General features: G+C 74.6%; 7 protein-coding genes. All 7 read right to left on the bottom strand.

All coding sequences use genetic code 11. From position 1 onward, the window contains the following. Positions 1-155: 155 nt before the first annotated feature. The 7 genes from ACFVQ0_RS23045 to ACFVQ0_RS23075 are packed head-to-tail and all read right to left on the bottom strand — an operon-like array spanning position 156 to position 20065. Positions 156-2210, bottom strand: a complete 2055-nt coding sequence (locus ACFVQ0_RS23045; RefSeq protein ID WP_390090849.1) for a beta-ketoacyl synthase N-terminal-like domain-containing protein — start codon at positions 2208-2210, stop codon at positions 156-158. Beyond that, entirely contained in the window at positions 2207-5503 is a 3297-nt protein-coding gene (locus ACFVQ0_RS23050) for an amino acid adenylation domain-containing protein (RefSeq protein WP_390090851.1), read from the bottom strand. The genes ACFVQ0_RS23045 and ACFVQ0_RS23050 overlap by 4 nt, the downstream gene beginning before the upstream one ends. Before the next feature lie 5 nt (positions 5504-5508). Beyond that, positions 5509-9459, bottom strand: a complete 3951-nt coding sequence (locus ACFVQ0_RS23055; protein WP_390090853.1) for an amino acid adenylation domain-containing protein — start codon at positions 9457-9459, stop codon at positions 5509-5511. Further along, positions 9456-14180 (bottom strand): amino acid adenylation domain-containing protein, encoded by a 4725-nt coding sequence (locus ACFVQ0_RS23060; protein WP_390090855.1) that lies wholly within the window; start codon positions 14178-14180, stop codon positions 9456-9458. The genes ACFVQ0_RS23055 and ACFVQ0_RS23060 overlap by 4 nt, the downstream gene beginning before the upstream one ends. Beyond that, positions 14180-15232 (bottom strand): MupA/Atu3671 family FMN-dependent luciferase-like monooxygenase, encoded by a 1053-nt coding sequence (locus ACFVQ0_RS23065; RefSeq protein WP_390090857.1) that lies wholly within the window; start codon positions 15230-15232, stop codon positions 14180-14182. Before ACFVQ0_RS23065 ends, ACFVQ0_RS23060 begins: the two co-directional genes overlap by 1 nt. Beyond that, positions 15217-18735, bottom strand: a complete 3519-nt coding sequence (locus tag ACFVQ0_RS23070; RefSeq protein ID WP_390090859.1) for an amino acid adenylation domain-containing protein — start codon at positions 18733-18735, stop codon at positions 15217-15219. Before ACFVQ0_RS23070 ends, ACFVQ0_RS23065 begins: the two co-directional genes overlap by 16 nt. Beyond that, the gene (locus tag ACFVQ0_RS23075; RefSeq protein WP_390090861.1) at positions 18719-20065 is read right to left on the bottom strand and encodes an MFS transporter; all 1347 of its coding nucleotides are present in this window, start codon (positions 20063-20065) and stop codon (positions 18719-18721) included. The genes ACFVQ0_RS23070 and ACFVQ0_RS23075 overlap by 17 nt, the downstream gene beginning before the upstream one ends. Between the last annotated feature and the right edge of the window lie 43 nt (positions 20066-20108).

The raw sequence follows: 20108 nt of genomic DNA on the forward strand, positions 1-20108 counted from the left end.
TGCTTCACCTTGTGCGGTCCGCCGGCCGGGGGGGGCGCCACCCCTTCGCTCCTCCACCCGTCCCCAAAACCCTCCCGGGTCCCCCCCCCCCCCCCCCCCGGGGGGGGGGCCCCCCCCCCGGGGGGGCCCCCCCCACCCCTGTGCAATGTGGTCTCTCACTCCGCCTCGAACTCCGCGAGCAGGGCGTCGAGGGAGTCGTCACCGTCCCGCACCGCCATGATCCGACGGGCCATCTCATGCAGCGTCAACTGCTCAAGGAACAGCGTGATGGGGACATCGAGGCCGAACTCGTCCCGCAGGCAGCCGACCAGGTGGACGGCGGTCAGGGAGTCGCCGCCCGCCGCGAAGTACGTCATCTCCGGGTCGTCGGCGTCCTCCAGCCCCAGCGCCCCGGCGATCAGCGCCCGGATCTCCTGCTCCGGGTCCGCGGCGGGCCCGGCCGCCTCCGCCCGCTCCCCGGCCGGTGCGACCGGTGCGAGGCGGTACGCGCCGTGGCTCTCCCCGGCGAAGGGGTAGGACGGCAGCGCGGTCCGCCGGCCACCCCGGTCCGCCGACGCCGATTCCGCTTCCGGTACCTGTACCGGATCGCCCGCCAGCCACGCCTCGCCCAGCACATCCGGTCCGCCCGAGGCGGGCGCACCACCCGCCGCCAGCCCGGCCAGTAGCTCCGCCGCCTCCGCGCGGTCCACGGCCCGCACATAGCCGCGTACCGTCATCGGGGCACGGCCCACCCGCAGGGTGTACGCGGTGTCGGCGAGGGACGGGGCGTCCGGGGCCCGCAACGCCTCGGCCAGCCGGCCCGCCAGCGCGTCGAGATCCTGCCGGGTGCGGGCGGACAGCAGCAGCACCTCCGGTCCGTCCGGCGCCTCGGCCCCACCGCGCGGCGGAGCCTGCTCCAGCACCACGTGCACGTTCGTGCCGCCGATACCGACCGAGCTCACCCCGGCCCGCCGGGGGCCGGAACCGGGCTCGGCCCACGGGGCCGCCCGCTCGATCAGGTGGAACGGCGAGTCCTCGAAGCCCAGTTCGGGATGCGGGCGGCCGGCGTCGGCGTTCGGCACCAGCGTGGCGTGCTCCAGCATCAGCACCGACTTGATCAGCGCGGCCACGCCCGCCGCCGCGTCCAGGTGGCCGATGTTCGACTTCACAGAGCCGATCCCGATCCGCCCGGTACCGAGCGCCCCCTTGAACGCGGCGCTCGCCGCCGCCGCCTCGATGCGGTCACCGAGCGCGGTGGCCGTACCGTGCGCCTCCAGGTACTGGGCGTCCGCCGGGTCGAGACCGGCCGCCGCCCACGCCTCCACGATCGCGGCGGTCTGCTGGTCGACGCCGGGCGCCGTGAACCCGACCTTGGTCGCACCGTCGTTGGTGACGGCGCTGCCCCGGATGACCGCCCTGACCGGGTCGCCGTCCGCGAGCGCGTCGCTCAGCCGGCGCAGCACGACCACCCCCACCCCGTTGCCGGGCACGGTGCCGCCGGCCCGCTCCTCGAAGGGGCGGCACCGGCCGTCGGGGGAGAAGATGCCGCCCTGGTGGTGGACATAGCCCTTCCTGTGCACGGTGTCCACGGCGACGCCGCCGGCCAGCGCGGTGTCGCACTCACCGAGCAGCAGCGACTGCACCGCGAGGTGCACGGCGGTCAGCGAGGTCGAGCAGGCCGTCTGCACCGTCAGGCTCGGGCCCTCCAGACCCAGCCGGTAGGAGATCCACGGGGCGAGGAACTCGCGGTCGGTGAGGATGCGCACCTGGAGCGCCCCGATGGACGCTGCGAGCCCCGGATCGGTCTGGGCCGCCAGCATGTGCTCCGTGACCCCGCCGCCGACGTACACACCGGTACGGGCCGTGCCACCGCGCGGGTTGCGGCCGGCGTTCTCCAGCGCGGACCAGGCCGTCTCCAGGAGCAGCCGGTGCTGGGGGTCCAGGGCCGCGGCCTCCGTACGGTTGAAGCCGAACAGCTCCGCGTCGAAGCGGTCCGCGTCCGCGAGACGGCCCTTGGACGGTACGTAGTCGCGGCCCCGGACCTCCTGCGGGTCGGCGCCGTCGGCTATCAGCTCCTCCTCGGTGAAGTCGGTCACCGAGCAGAGCCCGCCGAGCAGGTTGCGCCAGTAGGTGTCCAGGTCAGGGGCGCCGGGGAAGCGTCCGCTCATTCCGACGACCGCGATCGCGGAGTCGGCTGCGAGGGGCTCGGCGGCGCTTGCGTTCTCGGTCATCGTGTGGAGCCTTTCCGGTAGCTGAGTCGTCGAGCGGCGGCGGTGCGTCGTGCGTGCCGGTCGTCGCCGCGCGCGGCGGCCGTCGCGGCGGTGGGGCCGGTGTCGGCGGCCCCGGCGGCGGGGCCGGGGACCGACCCGTCGAGATGGGCGGCGAGGGCGGCCACGGTGGGGTGGCGGAACAGGTCGACGAGACTGAGTTCGCCGTACGTCCCCAGCTCGCGCAGCGCGGCCAGGACACTGAGCAGCCGGATCGAGTTGCCGCCCAGTTCGAAGAAGTGATCGGTGACGGCGACCCGTTCGAGGTTGAGGACCCGCGCCCACAGACCGGCCACCAGCTGCTCGGTGGGCGTGCCCACGACGGTGGCGGAGCCGTCCGGGCGGCACGCCACGGTGACGGGTTCCGGCAGCCGGGCCCGGTCGAGCTTGCCGTTCCCGCTGACCGGCATCTCGTCCAGCCGCACGAACACCTCGGGCACCATGGAGCCGGGCAGCCGCCGGGCGAGATGGGCGCGCAGCTCGGCGTCCGGCGGGGCGGCCCCGTCCCGGCCCACCACGTACGCCACCAGCCGCTGTTCGGTGCCCGTGCCGCGTACGGTGGCCGCCGCCAGCGCGACCCCCGGCGCACCCGCCAGCAGGGTCTCGATCTCGCCGAGTTCGATGCGTACGCCGCGCAGCTTGACCTGGAGGTCGGTGCGTCCGAGGTAGTGGATGAGGCCGTGCGCGTCGATCCGGCCGAGGTCGCCGGTGCGGTACATCCGGGTTCCGGGCGCGCCGTGCGGGTCCGCGACGAACCGTTCCGCGGTCAGGCCGGGCCGGCCGATGTAGCCGCGCCCCAGTGAGGCACCGGCCACGTAGATCTCGCCGGCCACCCCGGCGGGCACCGGCCGCAGCCGCTCGTCGAGGACGTAGACACGGGCCCCCGGGACCGCGCCGCCGAGCGCCACGGGCTCACCGGGGGTGAGGTCCCCGGTGGTCGCGTAGACGGTCACCTCGCTGGGCCCGTACGCGTTCACGACGCGCCGGCCGGGCGCGCTGAGCCGTCCGACCAGCTCGGGCGGGCAGGCCTCGCCGCCGACCGCGACGGTCCGCAGGTCCGGCAGCTGCCCGGTGAGGTCGGGCAGCAGCATCGCGGCGGACGGCGGCAGGAACACATAGGTGATGCGGGAATCCCGCAGCCGCTTCAGCAGCCCCTCACCGATCCGCTCGTCCTCGCTCGGGATGTGCAGCTCCGCTCCGGCCACCCAGGGGAAGAACAGGTCGGAGACGGCGACGTCGAAGCCGAACGAGACGAACTGCAGCACCCGGTCGTCCGCGTCGACCGGGAAGGAGTGCCGGACCGCCCGGGTGAGGTTGACCAGCGCCCGGTGCTCGACGGCGACGCCCTTGGGGACGCCGGTGGAGCCCGAGGTGAACAGGACGTAGGCGAGGTCCCCGGCGGACGGTGCGGCGGCGGGCTCGGCGGGTGCGGGGCAGACGGGGTCGGTGACGGCCGGGCGGTCGACCCGGACGCACGGCACCCCCAGGGCAGCGCCCGTCTCCGCGGTCTCCCGGGCGGTCAGCAGGAGTCCCGTGCCCGAACTCGTCAGCATGTGGCGGAGCCTGGCCTCCGGGTGCGCCCGGTCCAGCGGTACGTAGGCGCCGCCCGCGCGCAGGACGGCCAGGGCCGCGATGCCCTGGTCCGCCGAGCGGGGCAGCAGCAGGCCGACCCGGAAGCCGGGCCGCACCCCGGCGGCGCGCAGCCGGGCGGCCAGCGCGTCGGCCCGGCCGAGCAGTTCGGCGTAGCTCAGGCGGAGGTCGCCGCAGACCAGGGCCGTGGCGTCGGGGTGCTCGGCCGCCCGGTCCGCGATCAGCTCGGGCACCAGGCGGTCCAGCGGCGCGGCCTCCGCGAGCCGGTCGGCGCCGTCGATGGTCCGGGCACCCTCGGCGGGCCCCACCAGCTCCACGGTGGACAGGGGCGCGGACGGGTCCGCGAGCAGCCCGGCCAGCAGGGTGCGGAAGTTGTCCGTCCAGCGGCGGACCGTCGCGGCGTCGAGCAGATCGCTGCGGTAGATGAACTGGGCGGCCAGCTCGTCGCCCCAGCGCTCCATGAACAGGTGGAAGTCGAACTTGGCGGTGTCCAGGGTCAGGGCGAGCCGCTCGGTGGTGGCACCGGGCAGCCGCAGACCGGGCGCCGCCTCGTCCTCGTAGCTGAGCGCCACCTGCACCACCGGGTCGTGGCTGGTCTCACGGACCGGGGCGAGGGTGTCGACCACCGCTTCGAACGGCGCGTCCTGGTACGGCTGGGCCGCCAGCAGGGATGCCCGGACACGGCCGGTCAGCTCGTCGAGCGACGGATCGCCGGACACGTCCACGCGCAGCGCCAGGGTGTTGGTCAGCATCCCGACCATCTCCTGGAGTTCGGGCCGTTCGCGGCCGGACGCCGGGTAGCCGACGACCAGGTCCTCGACGCCCGAGAGCCGGGAGAGGAACGCGGCGTACACCGCGAACATCGTCATGAACGGGGTGGCGCCCTGGGCGGCGGCGACCTCGGCCAGCCGCGCCCTGACATCGGCGCCGAGAAGGAAGCGCTCGGTGCCGCCGGCGGCGGTGCGGACCGGCGGGCGCGGGCGGTCCAGTGGCAGGTCCAGGACGGTGGGGGCGCCGCGCAGCCGCTCTGCCCAGTGCCGCACGGACCCCTCGAACGCGCCGTCCGCGGTGCGTTCGCGCTGCCAGGCCGCGTAGTCGGGGAACTGGAGGGGGAGTTCGGCCGGCCGGTGGACGGTTCCCCCGATCTCGTGCGCGTACGCCTCCGACAGGCCGTCCAGCATCAGGCCGAGTGACCAGCCGTCGCAGACCAGGTGATGGGCGACCAGCAGCACCCGGTGGCTGCCGTCGTCCACCGCGTACACGGCGCAGCGCAGCAGCGGCCCCCGCGCGGTGTCGAAGGGGCGGGCGGCCTCCTGACGGACCAGGGCGTCCGCGCGGTCCGCCGGCACGTCCCGGTGGATCGTGGGCCGCACCCGCCCGACGGCGGACACCCGCTGGGCGGGGGTGCCGTCGTCCGCGGTACGGAAGACGGTGCGCAGTGCCTCGTGGCGGGCTACGAGCCCGTCCAGCGCCCGGCCGAACGCCGAGGTGTCGAAGGGCCCGTGCACGGCGAAGGCGACCGGCACGTTGTACTGGGCGGTGCCCGGATTCAGCTGGTCGAGGACCAGCAGGCGGCTCTGGGAGTCGGAGGCGGGGAACTCGTACTCCTCGTCCCCGCCGCCCTCCCCGGCGTAGAGGTCGATGAGCTCGACTGTGTCGACGGTCATGGGTTTCAGTCCCCTCGGAGGGCGGATTCGAGGACCGCGGCGATCTCCGCCGCCGGGCCCGGATTGAGTACGTCGCTGTGACCGCAGTCCAGTTCGTGCACGTCGAGCGAAGCGGTCACGCGCCGCCACGCCGCGGTCTTCTCCGCCGTACCCGGCCAGCTGTCGTGCGTCGCGGAGAAGAGCGTGAGCCCGCCCCCGTAACCGGACGGCCGCCAGGTCCGTACGAGCGCGCTGTGGTGTGCCCCGATGTCGACCAGGGTGTGCAGCGCGGCCTCGGAGAGGCCGTCGAAGGCTCCCTCGTGGGCGGTGGAGAACACCGTGGCCCGGTCCAGCGGGCCGTCCGGTACGGGTGCGCCGGGGGCGTGCGAGTGGAGCAGGATGCGCAGCATCTCGTCCTCGACGGCGGCGGGGTCCAGCGGCGTGTCGAGGATTTCCTCGGGCATCGGCATGGCGTCCACCACGGCGAGCATCCGCACCTCCTCACCGGATTGCCGCAGCCGCACCGCCAGTTCGTGCGCGAGCGGTCCGCCGAAGGACCGGCCGAGCAGCAGGTACGGTCCCCGCGGCCGGAGTTCACGGACGCGCGGCAGATACAGGTCCGCCATCGCGCCGATGGACTCCGGGAGCCCGTCCACCCCGGTCAGCAGCGCCGGACTCTGGAGGGTGTGCACGGGCCGGGCCGGATCCAGGTGCGGCAGCAGGTTCGCGTACGACCAGCCGAGGCCGAGCCCCGGGTGCACGCAGATCAGCGGCGTGAGGCCCCCGCCGGCCCGCAGGGTGAGCACGGGCGCCAGGCTGTTGTGCTGCGGACCGGCCACCTCCTTCCCGGACGCGGGACGGCCCCGGCCCGGCCGCAGCGCGATCCGAGGCGCCGCGCCCTTCCCGGCCGGCGGCGCGTCGAGCCTGGCGGCGAGGGCCGCCGGGGTAGGGGCGTCGAACAGCGCGGCGAGCGGGATACGGACCCCGAGCACCGTCTCGATCTTCGACTTGAGCCGCAGCGCGGTCAGCGAATGGCCGCCCGCCAGGAAGAAATCGGTGTCGGGCCCGACCGCCGGCAGGCCGAGCACCGTGCCGAACAGGGCACACAGCTCGCGCTCGCGTGCCGTGCCCGGACTCCGTCGCGCCACCGGCTGCCCGGCGGGTCCAGGATCGGGGAGCGCGCCCCGGTCGGCCTTCCCGTGCCGGGTGAGCGGTACCGCGTCGATACGGGCCCACAGCGACGGCACCAAGTGCGCGGGCAGCTGGAGGGCGGCATGTTCCCGTACCCGGTCGAGGAGGGCCTGCCACGGTTCGGCCGCGTCGTCCGGCACCAGCCAGGCGGCCAGCAGCTTGCCGCCCGCCGCGTCGGTCCGGGCACCGGCCACGGCCCGCGCCACTCCGGGGCAGCCGGTCAGCACCGTCTCGACCTCGGCGGGCTCCACGCGGAAACCGCGCACCTTGACCTGGTCGTCGGCCCGGCCCGCGAACTCCAGCGCGCCGTCGGGCATCCGGCGGGCCAGGTCCCCGGTGCGGTACATCCGGCTGCCCGGCGGACCGTACGGATCGGCGACGAACCGCTCGGCGGTGGCCACCGGCCGCCCGAGGTAGCCGTGGGCCAGCCCGCTGCCGCCGAGGTACAGCTCACCGGTGGCGCCCGCTGGAACGGGGCGCAGCCGCTCGTCCAGGACATGCGCGCGGGTGTTGTCCAGGGGGCGCCCGATGGGGACGCCGCCCGGCAGGCCGGCCGACTCCGCCGTGGCGGTGTGCGCGGTCGCGAACACCGTCGTCTCGGTGGGCCCGTACCCGTTGACCACGACGGTCCCCGGGCAGTGCTCGCGCAGACGGCGCACGGTGCCGGGCGCGAGGACGTCGCCGCCGGACCACACCTCGCGGAGTCCGGACAGCGCGTCGGGCGCGATCTCCGCGACGGTGCGCAGCAGTTCGGGCGTGAGCATCAGCGCGGTGACCCCCCGGTCGGGGACCACCCGCTTCAGCAGGTCGGGGGTGATCGCCTCCGCGGGGGCGACGACCACGGTCCCGCCGTTCAGGAGCGGGACCCACACCTCGTAGATGGAGGCGTCGAAGGTGTACGGGTTGTGCAGCAGCACCCGGTGGTGGGCGCCGCCCGCGAACCGGCCGTCCGCGGCGAGTTCGGTGATCGCCCGCTGCGGGACGACCACTCCCTTGGGCTCGCCGGTGGAGCCCGAGGTGTAGATCACGCAGGCGGCGGCACCGGGGGAGGACGCCACCCCGTCGAAGGGCTCCGGGCCGGACTCCTCCGTGAGGTCCAGCACCGCCGTCCCCACGGGCAGCCGGGTCGCGGCGGAATCCGGCCGGTCGGTGAGGACGAGGACGGGCTCCGCCGCCGTCAGGAGCCGGGCCAGCCGCTCCGCCGGGTGCGCGGGGTCGAGCGGGAGCCAGCAGGCGCCCGCCTTGAGGACCGCGAGCTGGGCGACGACCACGGCCGCGGAGCGGGCCAGCAGGAGGCCCACGGTCCGCCCCGGCGCGACCCCGGCCCGGACGAGCCGGCCCGCCAGCCGGTCGGAGGCCGCGTCCAGTTGGGCGTAGCTGAGGATCTCGCCGTCCGTGTCGACGGCCGGGGCGTCGGGCGTACGGGCCGCCTGCGCGGCGAACCGTCCGGTCACGGTGGCGGGCGCGGCGGGCGTCCGGAACGGCCCGTCGGCCAGGGCCAGCAGCTCGTGCCGCTCCGCGACGGGCAGGGCGTCGATCTCGTCCACCGGCTCCTGCGGGGAACGGGCCAGCCGCTCCAGTACGTGCGCCAGCCGAGCGGTGACCGCTGCCGCCGAGATGCCCCGGCGGCAGCTCACGGAGAGCAGCAGCCGGTCCTCTGCGACCGCCGCGATGGTGACCGGGTAGTGGGTCGCGTCCGTCACCTTCGCCAGGCGCACCGAGTCCGGGGCGTCCTCGCCGCCGCCGGTCCGGGGGAAGTTCTCGAAGGCGAGGATCGAATCGAAGAGTTCACCGGCCCCCACGGCACGCTGCACCTGTGCCGCGCGGGCGTGGTGGTGGGCCAGCAGCCGGGACTGCTCGTCCTGGATCCGGCGCAGCAGCTCGTCCACCCGCTCGCCGTCCCGCAGCCGGACCCGTACCGGCAGGGTGTTGATGAACAGGCCCACCATGGACTCGACGCCGGGCAGATCGTGCGGGCGGCCCGAGACGACCGCGCCGAAGACCAGGTCGCGGGAGCCCGTCAGCCTGGCCAGCACCAGGGCCCAGGAGACCTGCACCAGGGTGTTCAGGGTGACGCCCGCCTCCGCGGCCCGCCGGACCAGCATCCCGGTGAGCTCTGCGGTCAGCCAGACCCGCGAGCGGTCGGGTGCCGTGTCCGGTCCGGTGGGGGCCAGCAGCGCGGGCCGTTCCAGGCCCTCCAGCGCCTCGCACCACGCGGCCTCCGCCCTGCCCCGGTCCTGGGCTCCGAGCCACACCAGATAGTCCCGGTAGGGCACGGCGGGCGGCAGCGGGCGGCCCGCCACCAGGGCCGCCAGGTCCCGTTCGACGACCGGCATCGACCAGCCGTCCAGGAGGATGTGGTGGAACGACACGACGAGGTCGCCGCCGGAATCGTCCCGCAGGAACGTGGCACGCACCAGCGGCGGCCGGGCCACGTCGAAGCGGAGCGCCGCGTCCTGGCGCAGCACCTCATCGGCGCGCGCGCCCGCCTCGTCCGGGGCGAGACCCGTCAGGTCCACCTCGGTCCACGGCACCGAGACCCTCTCCGGCACGACCTGGACCGGCCGGTCCAGGCGTTCGTGCCGGAAGCAGGAGCGCAGATTGGGGTGCCGGTCCAGGAGCGCGGTGACCGCGTCCCGTACCGTGCGCGAGGCTGTCCCGGCGCCGATCCGGAACCGGGCCTGCACCAGATAGGGGTCCGGGCCGGATGTCTCCCGGGCGGCGTGGAAGAGAAGGCCCTCCTGGAGCGGGGAGAGCGGCAGTACGTCCGCGATGCGCGCGTTCATCGTCGTTCCCCTTCTTCGTCGTCGTCCTGCGCGGGGCCGAAGCCGTCGAGGTCACCGAAGTCCATTTCCTGCGCGAGCAGTTCGAGCTGGTCCCCGGTGAGGTCGACGAGCGGGAAGTCGGACGGGGTGTGGACGGCTGCGCCGCCCGGTCCGCCGTGGTCCGCCCCGCCGTGGTCCGCCAGGACGCCGAGCGCCTCCGACCACGCCCCGGCCAGTTCGCGCACCTCGTCCTTCGTGAACACCCCGGACGGGTAGGAGAAGCTCGCCTCCAGCAGGGGCTCGCCGTTCTCCTCGCGGGCCAGCACGTCCACCTCCAGGGTGTGCGCGAGCGGCACCGCGTCCGGCCCGAGATCGAGCAGCCGCCCGCCCGCCGCGTCCGTCGCGGTGAACCGGCCCAGATAGTTGAAGCGGACATCGGGTGCGGGCAGCGCGGCGAGCGCCGGGCCGGTCTCCGGGTGGAGGTAGCGGAGCAGCCCCCAGCCGAGCCCGCCGGACGGCACCGCCCGCAACTGCTCCTTGACGCACTTGAGCGCCTCGCCCGGCCGGCCGCCCGGCTCCACGGCGGCGGCGCCGAGGTCCAGCCGGACCGGGTACTGCGTGGTGAACCAGCCGACCGTGGCGGAGACGTCGACCTCGGTGGAGATCACCTCGCGGCCATGCCCCTCCAGGTGGACGAGAAGAGCGGAACCGGTGCCCCGGCGCCGGACGGCCGCCGCCGTGAGCGCCGTCAGCATCACCGCGTCGGGGCGGCAGTTGAAGACGGCCGGCAGCGTGACGAGCACACTCCGGGTCAGCTCCGCGCCCAGTTCGAAGGTGAACGTCTCCCGGCGTCCGCCCGGCTGCCCGCCACCGGTGAGGCGTGCCGCCGGGTCCGCCAGCTGCCTTTCCCACCACGGGAGTTCATCGGTACGCAGACCGGCCTCCTGGGAGAGCAGCCGGGACCATCGGGTGAAAGAGGCGGTGGCGGCGGCGGGTTCGTGGCCCGGACGCGGGTCGAGGGCCGAGGCGAGTTCCTGGCCGAGCACCCGCCAGGAGAACCCGTCGACCGCCAGATGGTGCACGGTCAGGACCAGGGCGCCGGCCCGGCCCGGACCGGGGTCCAGCCACAGCGCCCGCACCATCTCGCCGTCCTCCGGCCGCAGCGTCGCGGTGCGCGCCAGCTCCGTGGCCCGCGTGTGCAGGTCGGTGTCCGCCGGTACGGCCAGCCGGACGGCCCGCGCCCCGGCGGGTGTCCCGGCGACGGGCACGTCGAACTCCCAGCCCGTGTCGTCGTCGCGCACCAGACGCATCCGCAGCGCGGTGTGCCGCTCGGTCAGCGCGGTGACAGCCGCCTCGATCGCGGCCAGTCCGGTGCCGGGCGCCAGCGGGAACAGCATGGACTGGGTGAACGCCGAGGTGTCCCCGGCCTGTTCGCGCCACCAGTGCATCACCGGGGTGAGCGGCAGCCGCCCGGTCCCGGTGTCCTCCTCTGCCGGGCCCTCGCTGTCGGGGGTACGGGCCAGCACCGCCAGCCGGGCCGGGGTCCGCAAGGTGAACACGTCGTGCGGTGAGAGCACCAGACCTGCCGCACGGGCCCGTGCGGCGAGCTGGATCGCCATGATGCTGTCGCCGCCGAGCCGGAAGAAGTCGTCGTCGGCACCGGCCTGTCCGACGTCCAGCAGCTCCGCGAAGATCCCGCAGAGGATCTCCTCGCGCGCCGATCCGGGCAGCCGGACCGTGTCCCCGGTCCGCTCGGCCGGGGCCGGCAGCGCGGACCGGTCGAGCTTGCCGTGGGACGACAGCGGCAGCGCGTCCAGCACCACCACGGCGGCCGGGACCATGGCGGCGGGCAGCCGTTCGGCCGCGTGCAGGAGCAGTCCGTCCTCGTCGGTCTCCGCACCCCGCGCGGGCACCACGTACGCGACGAGCTGCGCGGTGCCCCGGTCGTGCCGTACGACGGCCACCGCCCGCTCCACGGTGGGGTGTTCCACCAGGGCGGCGGCGATCTCGCCCGGCTCGATCCGCAGCCCGCGCAGCTTCACCTGCTCGTCGCCGCGCCCCAGGTAGTACGTGATCCCGCTGTCGTCGCGGTGGACCAGGTCGCCGGTGCGGTACATGCGGCTGCCGGGCGGACCGTAGGGGTCGGCGACGAACCGCTCCGCGGTGAGCGCCGCCCGCCCGAGGTAACCGCGGGCCAGCGCGGCGCCCGCGAGGTAGAGCTCGCCGCCCGCCCCGGCCGGGACCGGCCGCAGCCGCTCGTCCAGGACGTAGGCGGTGGTGCCCGCCACCGGGGAACCGATGGGCGGCACCGTGGAGTCGGGGTCCAGCGGCACGGAGACCGTGGCGACGACGGTGGACTCGGTGGGCCCGTAGGCGTTGTGGAAGCGCCGCCCCCCGACGGCCCAGCGCGCCACCAGGTCCGGCGGGCACGCCTCCGCGCCGACGACGAGCGCGCGCAGCCACGGGTGCGGGCCGGCCGGTACCGTCGCGAGCACGGACGGCGGGACGAAGGCGCAGGAGATCCGCCGCTCCGTCAGCACCGCCCCGAGGTCCTCGCCCACCAGCGGTCCCGGTGGCGGCAGCACCAGGGTGCCGCCCGAGCCGAAGGCCAGGCACAGTTCCCCGACCGAGATGTCGAAGGTGGGCGGTCCCAGCTGGAGCACCCGGCTCCCCGCGTCGAGTGCGACACCGTCCACCAGGCTCCTGGTGAGCGCGGCCACACCGGCATGGGTGACCAGCACGCCCTTGGGGGTGCCGGTGGAACCCGAGGTGTGGATGACGTGGGACACGTCGTGCGGCTCCGGACCGCCCGGCGGCAGCGGCGGACCGGCCCAGGCGTCCTCGTCGAGGACCAGCGCCGGGATATCCGTCACCGGGGGCTCGGCACCCGGCTCCGTGATCAGGAGCACCGGCCCGGCCTCTTCGAGGACCCGGCGCACGCGCTCCGCCGGGTGGGCGGGGTCGACGGGCAGATACGCGGCCCCGGCGCGCTGGACGGCCAGCGCCGCCACCGGCCAGTCGCTGCCGCGCGGGAGGGCCAGCGCCACGGTCCGCCCGGGACCGGCCCCGAGACGGACCAGCAGACCGGCCAGCCGGGCGACCCGGTCGTCCAGTTCTCCATAGCTCAGACCGCGCCCCGGCAACGGGGACTCGATGGCCGGCGCGTCCGGCGTACTGGCCGCCCGCCTGCTCACCAGAGCGGGCAGCGACTCCGGGCCGGGGGCGGCGGATCCGGCGGAGGCGGCGAGCAGTTCACCGCGCATGGCCTCCGGCACCAGGTCGATGTCGCCGATCAGCGCCGTGGGATCGGCGGTGATCCGGCGCAGCAACTCGACGTAGCACTGCGTCCAGCGGGCCACCGTCGCCGGGCTGAAGACATCGGTACGCAGACCGAAGCTGCCCTCCATGCCGTCGCCGCTGTCCTTCACCACACCGACGAGATCGTGCTCGCCGCCCGTGTGGATGCGCTCGGGCTCCGCGAACTCCTTCATCACCGTGACGCTCGGCTGCTGCGTCAGGTGCATGAACACCCACTGGTACAACGGGGCCCGGCCCGCGCTGCGCTCGGGCGCGGCGGCCGACACGATCCGGCCGACGGGCACGTCCGCGTTGGCCATCAGATCCGGGAAGTCGGCGGCGAACCCGGCGAGCACATCGGTGAACGACCGGTCGGGGCGCACCTGCCAGCGGGTCGGCACGGCGTTCATGACGTACCCGATGACCTGGTCGAGGCCCTTGGCCGCCCGGTTGGCGATCGGGGTCCCGATCACCAGGTCCTCGGCGCCGCTGACCCGGTGCGCCAGGACCGCGAAGGCGGCCATGAGGACGACGTAGACGGAGGAGCCGCGCTCCCGCGCCAGGGCCCGTACGGCGGCGGTGGTCGCCGCGTCGATGCGGAAGGGGACGTTCGCGATGCCGTCGCCCCCGGTGGTGGTGCCGGTACCGGCACCTGGCACGGTCAGCGGACCGGGCGGATCGGCGAGATAGCGGCGCCAGAAGTCGAGCCGGCTCCCGAAGACCCCGGCCTCCGTCAGCTCGCTCTGCCAGGACGAGAAGTCGGCGTACTGGATCCGGGGCCGGGTGAGGGGCGGCTCGACACCGTCGCGCAGGGCGCCGTACGCCTGGGCGAACTCGTTCTGCAGCACGTCGAACGACCACCAGTCACTGATGGTGTGATGCAGGCTCAGCATCAGCGTGGAGCGACGCTCGTCGACCCGGACGAACCTGGCGCGGATCAGCTTGTCCCGGCTCAGGTCGAACGGGCGGTTGCGGAACGCCTCGAAGGCCGCGCCGATCGTCCCGCCGGTGCCCCGCAGATCCTCCCGCTCCAGGTCGAACTCCCCGTCCTCGGGGAACTCGACGTGCAGTTCGCCCGCCGGGTCCGTGACGATCCGGGTCCGCAGGATGTCGTGGTGACGCTGGATCAGCGTCAGCGCCGCCGCCAGATGCGCCGGGTCCACCGGCCGCTCGAAGTGGTACGCGGCGCACAGGTTGAGCGCGGGGGTGCCCGGATACAGCGAGTCGTACACCCACAGGTCGTGCTGGGCCGGGCTGAGCGGCACCCGGCGGGCCGGGTCGCGCGGCGGGATGACGGCCGGTATCTCACGGGCCCGGCCCGCCTCCAGGAGGCGGCGCATCAGCCGGACCCGCTGCTCCCGGCCGAGCGCGCCGAACCGGTCGGCCATGGAAAGCGAAGGGGACGCGACGCCTCGAACGGCGCGCGAGACGGTGGGGGCGCTCATCACAGGTTCTCTTTCAGTTCGGCCAGCCGGTGCAGCCCGGCCAGTACGTCGTCCCGTCCGATACCGAAGTCGATGAAACAGGCGACCTCGTCGACGCCCAGCTCGGCCAGATCGGCGAGCATCTTGGCGCAGTGCCCAGGGGAGCCGAGCAGACTGCCCCAGCTCAGATAGCGTTCGAAGGCGAAGTCGGCGAGCATCGCCGTCTGCTCCTCTGTCAGTCGCGCCGTCGTGGGGTCCGCCGCCCGGTTGGCCGCCGTCTGGCGGACGTACGAGGCGAGATACGTCTTCAGCGGTGCGCCCGCCATCCGGCGCACCTCCGCGTCGTCGGCGCCGACGTAGGTGTGGGCCATCAGCGTGACCCGGCCGTGCGCGTCGGTGCCGCGCTGCTCGGGGGCGGCCGCGCAGGCGGTGCGGTAGAGGGCGATCTTCTCGGCCAGCTCCTCCCGGCTCTGCCCGACGGTCGCGCCGAGCACCCCGGCGCGCAGTGCGCCCGCCGCCGACCAGGTCTCCGGGTTGCCGGACGTGGTGACCCACAGCGGCAGGGTGTCCTGGACGGGCCGGGGCTGGGGCGTCACGGAGACCGGGGTGCCGGTGCCGTCCGGGTACTCGGCGGATTCGCCCGCCCACAGCGCCCGCAGCCGGGGGATGGTCTCCAGGGCGGTCCGCCGCCGGTCCGCGTACTGCTCAGGGGCCAGCGTGAAGTCCTTGGAGTGCCAGCCGGTCGCCACGGAGAGGCCCACCCGGCCGTGCGAGAGGTTGTCCACGACGGCCCAGTCCTCCGCGACCCGCAGCGGGTGGTGGAGCGGCAGGACGACGCTGCCCGCGCGGATCCCGATCCGCTCGGTGGCGACGGCGAGCGCCGCGCTGAGCACCGGCGGGCTGGGGAAGACCTGCCCCACCTGCTGGAAGTGGCGCTCCGGGGTCCAGACGGCGTGGAACCCGAGCCGGTCGGCCGTCCGGGCCACGGCGAGGATGTCCTCGTACGTCTCGGTGTGCCGGGCCTGGCCGGCGGTGGTGCTGTCCGCACCGAAGAACATCACACTGAGGTCCACTGCCGCTCCTCCTGCTTCCTGCTGGGCTGGGTCGGGGTTTCCGGACGGCGCGGCACCCTGGGGCGGCGCGGGATGGGGGTGGCGGCGGCCGGTCCGGGCAGGGCGGAGGCCCGTTCCAGCTCGGCCGCGAAGGCGGCGACGGTCGGGGCGGCGAACAGCTGGGCCACGGTCACCGGCCGCCCGGCGGCCAGCCGGGCCACGACGCGTACCGCGCGCAGCGAGTTGCCGCCGAGCGCGAAGAAGTCGTCGTACGGGCCGGCGCTCGGCACACCGAGGACCTCGCACCACACGGCGGCGGTCTCCCGCTCCAGAGCGGTCATCGGGCGCTCTGCGGGGCTCGGCCCGCTGGTCGCGGCCGTGATCCGGTCGCCCTGTCCGGCCTGCCTCGGCGGTGGGGTCGCGACCAGCCGCGACAGCGGGGTGCCGGGCTCCGCCGCGGCTGCCTCCAGGGTCTCGGGGAGGGCGCGGGCGAGCCACTGGACGAAGTCCGCCTCCAGCGCCTGGTCCCGGTACTCGAAGGTCAGGGTCAGCCCGTCCGGCGAACCGTCCGGCGCGGTCGAGTCCGTGACGTCCACCAGGAGTTCGAACCGGGCGGCGCCGGTGCGCACGACCTCGACGCCGTGCTCGGCGCCGGGCAGCGTCACCTCGGCCCGTGCGTTGTTCTGAAGCGCGAGGACCACATCGGTGAACGGCTGACGGCCGGGGGAGCGCGGCGGGTTGAGGGCCCCGACCACGTCCTCGAACGGCACGTCCTGGTGGCTGAACGCGGCGAGGTCCGTCTCCCGTACCCGGGCGAGCAGCTCGCCCGCCGTGGGGTCGCCGGACAGATCGGTGCGCAGCACCAGCATGTTGACGAAGAATCCGACGACGTCCTCGACGCCGCCGTCCCCGGCCCGGCCGGCCACCGGTGCGCCGACCGCCAGGTCCTCGTCCGCACCTGCCCGTACGAGCACGGCGGCCAGCGCGGTGTGCAGGGCCATGAAGAGGGTGGCGCCCCGGGAGCGGGCCGACTCGACGATCCGGGTGTGGGCCGCCGCGTCCAGCCGGGCCACCACGACCCGCGCGTCCGGGCCCGGTACGGCCGGCCGCCCGGCGCGGCGCGGCAGCAGCGGGCCGCCGGACCGCAGCCCGTCCAGTTCCTTGCGCCAGTACCTGAGCTGGCGGGTGGCGAGCGCGTGCGGATCGGCCGGTGAGCCGAGCCGGCCGAGCTGGTCACGGGCGTGGACCGGGTACGGGACGGCGAGCGGCTCAAGTCCGGTACCGGCACCGGCGACCCGGGCCGCGTAGGCACGGGACAGATCGCGGAAGAGCGGGCGCAGGGACCAGCCGTCCCCGGCGATGTGATGGACCAGCACCAGCAGCGCGTGTTCGTCCTCGCGCCCCCGGGCGGTGAACAGGGTGGCCCGGAAAGGGATTTCGGCCCCGAGGTCGAAGCGGTGCCGGGCCTCCCGCTCGATCTCCCGGTCCATAGAGCCTTCGGCGACGCTCAGTTGACGCAAGGGCGGCCGCGCAGCCGTGCCGCTCAGGACCCGCCGTACGGGGGAGCCGTCGGCCTCCCCGAAGACGGTACGGAGCACTTCGTGCCGCTCCGCGACCTGCGCCAGGGCGTCGCCCAGCGCCGCCGCGTCGACCGGGCCCCGCAGCCGTACCAGCATCGGCAGGTTGTACGCGGCCCCGGCCCCGGTCCGGTCCAGGAACCACAGCCGGTGCTGGGCGTGCGAGACCGGGAGTCCACCGGAGGCGGTGGCGCCGCCCGGGGCCTCCGACGGCACCGGGGGAGCGGTGTCGACGAGGGGCGCGAGCAGCGCCGGGGTGGGTGCCTCGAACAGCCCCCGGATGTCGATCTCGGCGCCGAGCACGGTGCGGATCCGGCCCAGCAGCCGGGCGGCCAGCAGCGAGTGGCCGCCGAGGGCGAAGAAGTCGTCGTCCGGGCCGACCGCCTCCGCGTGCAGCACCTGGGCGAAGAGCCCGCACAGCGCGGCCGCGGTTCCGTCCGCCGCCGGCCGGCCGGTCACGGCCGCCACGGATGCGGGCTCCGGAAGCGCGGCCCGGTCCAGCTTTCCGCTGGGCGTCAGCGGCAGCGCGTCCAGCACCACGAACGCCGCGGGCACCAGGTACTCGGCCAGCGTCTCGCGGGCGTACGTGCGCAACTCCGCTTCCCGGAAGCCCTGCCGGGCGCCGCCGCTCGGTACGACGTACGCGGTCAGCTGCCGGTCACCGGCCGGGTGCTCATGGGCGACGACCGCCGCCCGGTCGACGCCGGGGTGCCGGGCCAGCACGCTCTCCACCTCGCCCGGCTCCACCCGGAAACCCCGGATCTTCACCTGGCTGTCGGCCCGCCCCAGGTATTCGAGGACCCCGTCGTGGCGCCGTCGGCCGAGGTCACCGGTGCGGTAGAGGCGCTCGCCTGACGGAGCCGCGACGAAGCGTTCGGCGGTCAGCGCGGGCCGGCCCCGGTACTCACGGGCGAGGCCCGCGCCCGCCGCGTAGAGCTCACCGGCCGCCCCGTCCGGCACCTGCCGCAGTTCCTCGTCGAGGACGTACAGCCGCTTTCCCGCGAGCGGTCGGCCGATCGGCACCGGTCCGTCGTCCAGTTCGGCGCGGGTCACCGGGTGGACGGTCAGGAAGACCATGCACTCGACGGGGCCGTAGCCGTTGCTCAGCCGCAGTTCAGGGCTGCGCTCCAGGGCGCGGGCCGCGTGCGGGGCGGACAGTGCCTCGCCGCCCACCACGAGCTCCCGCACCCCGTCCAGCAGGTGCGGGTACTCGTCGACGACGACGTTGAAGAGGGATGCCGAGAGGTACATCGAGGTGATGCCGTGCTCGGCGACGAGCCGCGCCATCAGGAGGGGCTCCGGCCGCCCGGCGGGGTGCAGGACACAGGTCCCGCCGTTCATCAGCGGCCCCCACAGCTCCAGGGCGAACGCGTCCCAGGACAGCGGCGCGCACTGGAGCCAGACGGCGCCGGGGCCGAAGGAGGCGAAGTCCTGCCCGGTGAGCGTCGCGGTGAGCGCGTGGTGCGGTGCCGCGATGCCCTTGGGCCGCCCGGTCGATCCCGAGGTGAACATCACGCACGCGATGTCGTCCGGCCGGACCCGGACCGTGCCGCGCGGCAGCGGCCGCGCCCCGGCGGCGTCCTCGATGTCCACCCGCGCCGCGCCGAGCCCGTCGAAGGCGGCGCCGCCGGCCGAGACGACCAGGGCCGCACGGGCGTCCTCGGCCATCACGCGCAGCCGTTCGGCGGGGAATCCCGGGTCGAGCACCACATAGCCGGCCCCGGCCTTGAGGATGCCGAGCACCGCCACGACGAGCGGGACGGAACGGTCCAGGTACACCCCGACCGTATCGCCGGACCGGACTCCTCTCGCGGTCAGCAGACCGGCCAGCCGGTCGGCCCGTGCGTCGAGTTCGGCGTACCCGATCCGCTCGTCGCCGTGGATCAGCGCGGTCGCGCCGGGGGTCAGGTCCGCCTGTTCCTCGAACAGCTCATGCGCGCACCTCATCGCGTTCACCTCCCTGGCGGTCGCTCTGGCCGACCGGGTCCCCCGGAGCGTCGAGATCGGGCAGCAGGGTGTCGATGTCCCTGATCGAACGGCTGGCAAGACCCCACAGGGCGACCCCGGTCCCGCCGATCCCGGCCAGGAACAACATGGCCGCCATGCCGCTGCCCGGAGAGTCACCGACGAGCGGGCCGAGCACGGTGAAGAGACCGGTTCCCTGGGCGGCCTGCGGTTCGAAGACGTGGTCGGCCAGCGGTCCGGAGACCGCCATGGCCAGCGGGACGGAGATCTGCGACAGGAACATCACCGCGCCGAAGACCCGGCCCTGCCACTCGTGGGGGACCTTGGTCTGCACGATCGTCTGCATCGAGGCGTTGACCACGTTCATCAGCAGGGCGCCGACCAGGATGGTCAGACACCAGCCGGTCACACCGCCCACCAGGCCCATCGCCACCAGTCCGGACAGGCACATGCCGACGACGCCGAGCATCATGCCCCGGCCCCGGTTCGCGGGCCCTCCCCAGGCCGCCATGAGCAGGGCGCCGGCGACTCCGCCGACGCCCACGGAGGTGTTCACCGCGGCGAGCGCGCCGTTCCCGGCCCGGAGCAGCACCATCGGCGAGATGAGCGCGAAACCGAAGACCATGACCAGGTTGACGACACAGAAGTTGATGATCAGGTCGCGCAGGCTGGGCACCCGGAACAGATAGCGCAGCCCCTCGACGGAGTCGGCGGTGATCCGCCGCCGAGGCGCGCTTGGCGTGGTCGTCACCCGGTCACCGACGAAGCGCACGATCCGGACGCCGATCAGGGCGAACGTGTAGCTCGCCGCGTCGAGCAGGAGCGTCGGGCCGATCCCGAAGAGCGCGAGCATCAGACCGCCCAGCGCCGGGCCGCCGATCCCCGCGGCGCTCTTCGCCCCGGCCAGCAGGCCGTTGGTGCGGTCCAGTTGGTCCTTGCGGACCAGCAGCGGAACAGCGGAGGACAGCGCCGGGAACTGGAAGGCGGCGCAGACCCCGAGCAGCACGGAGGCCGGATAGACCTGCCAGGCCTGGAACGCGCCGACGTAGTGGAGCAGGGCCAGCGAGCCCACGACGAGGAGTCCGCCGGCGTCGGCTATCTGCAGCGCGGCGCGCTTCGATATCCGGTCGACGATTGCGCCCGCAATGGGACTGAAAATGGCCTGCGGCAGCATGGCGCACAGCGAAAGAATGGTGACGGCGGTCGCCCGCTCACCGGACGACCACACCTCGACGATGAAGGCGAACCGGACCGCCGCGCTGCCTGCCAGGGAAACCGCCTGACCGGACCAGACAAGGAGAAACGGCCCCATTCCCGAGAATCGACCGGGAATGTCCGTTGATATCCGGGCGCCC

The organism is Streptomyces sp. NPDC057900, from assembly GCF_042887885.1.
In the GTDB taxonomy this organism is placed as follows: domain Bacteria; phylum Actinomycetota; class Actinomycetes; order Streptomycetales; family Streptomycetaceae; genus Streptomyces.

What these genes read in the sequence shown, in the direction of transcription:
- ACFVQ0_RS23050 (WP_390090851.1), bottom strand. Translation starts at nt 5,503, where the DNA reads ATGACCGTCGACACAGTCGAGCTCATCGACCTCTACGCCGGGGAGGGC.
- ACFVQ0_RS23045 (WP_390090849.1), bottom strand. Translation starts at nt 2,210, where the DNA reads ATGACCGAGAACGCAAGCGCCGCCGAGCCCCTCGCAGCCGACTCCGCG.
- ACFVQ0_RS23075 (WP_390090861.1), bottom strand. Translation starts at nt 20,065, where the DNA reads ATGGGGCCGTTTCTCCTTGTCTGGTCCGGTCAGGCGGTTTCCCTGGCA.
- ACFVQ0_RS23060 (WP_390090855.1), bottom strand. Translation starts at nt 14,180, where the DNA reads ATGAGCGCCCCCACCGTCTCGCGCGCCGTTCGAGGCGTCGCGTCCCCT.
- ACFVQ0_RS23055 (WP_390090853.1), bottom strand. Translation starts at nt 9,459, where the DNA reads ATGAACGCGCGCATCGCGGACGTACTGCCGCTCTCCCCGCTCCAGGAG.
- ACFVQ0_RS23070 (WP_390090859.1), bottom strand. Translation starts at nt 18,735, where the DNA reads ATGAGGTGCGCGCATGAGCTGTTCGAGGAACAGGCGGACCTGACCCCC.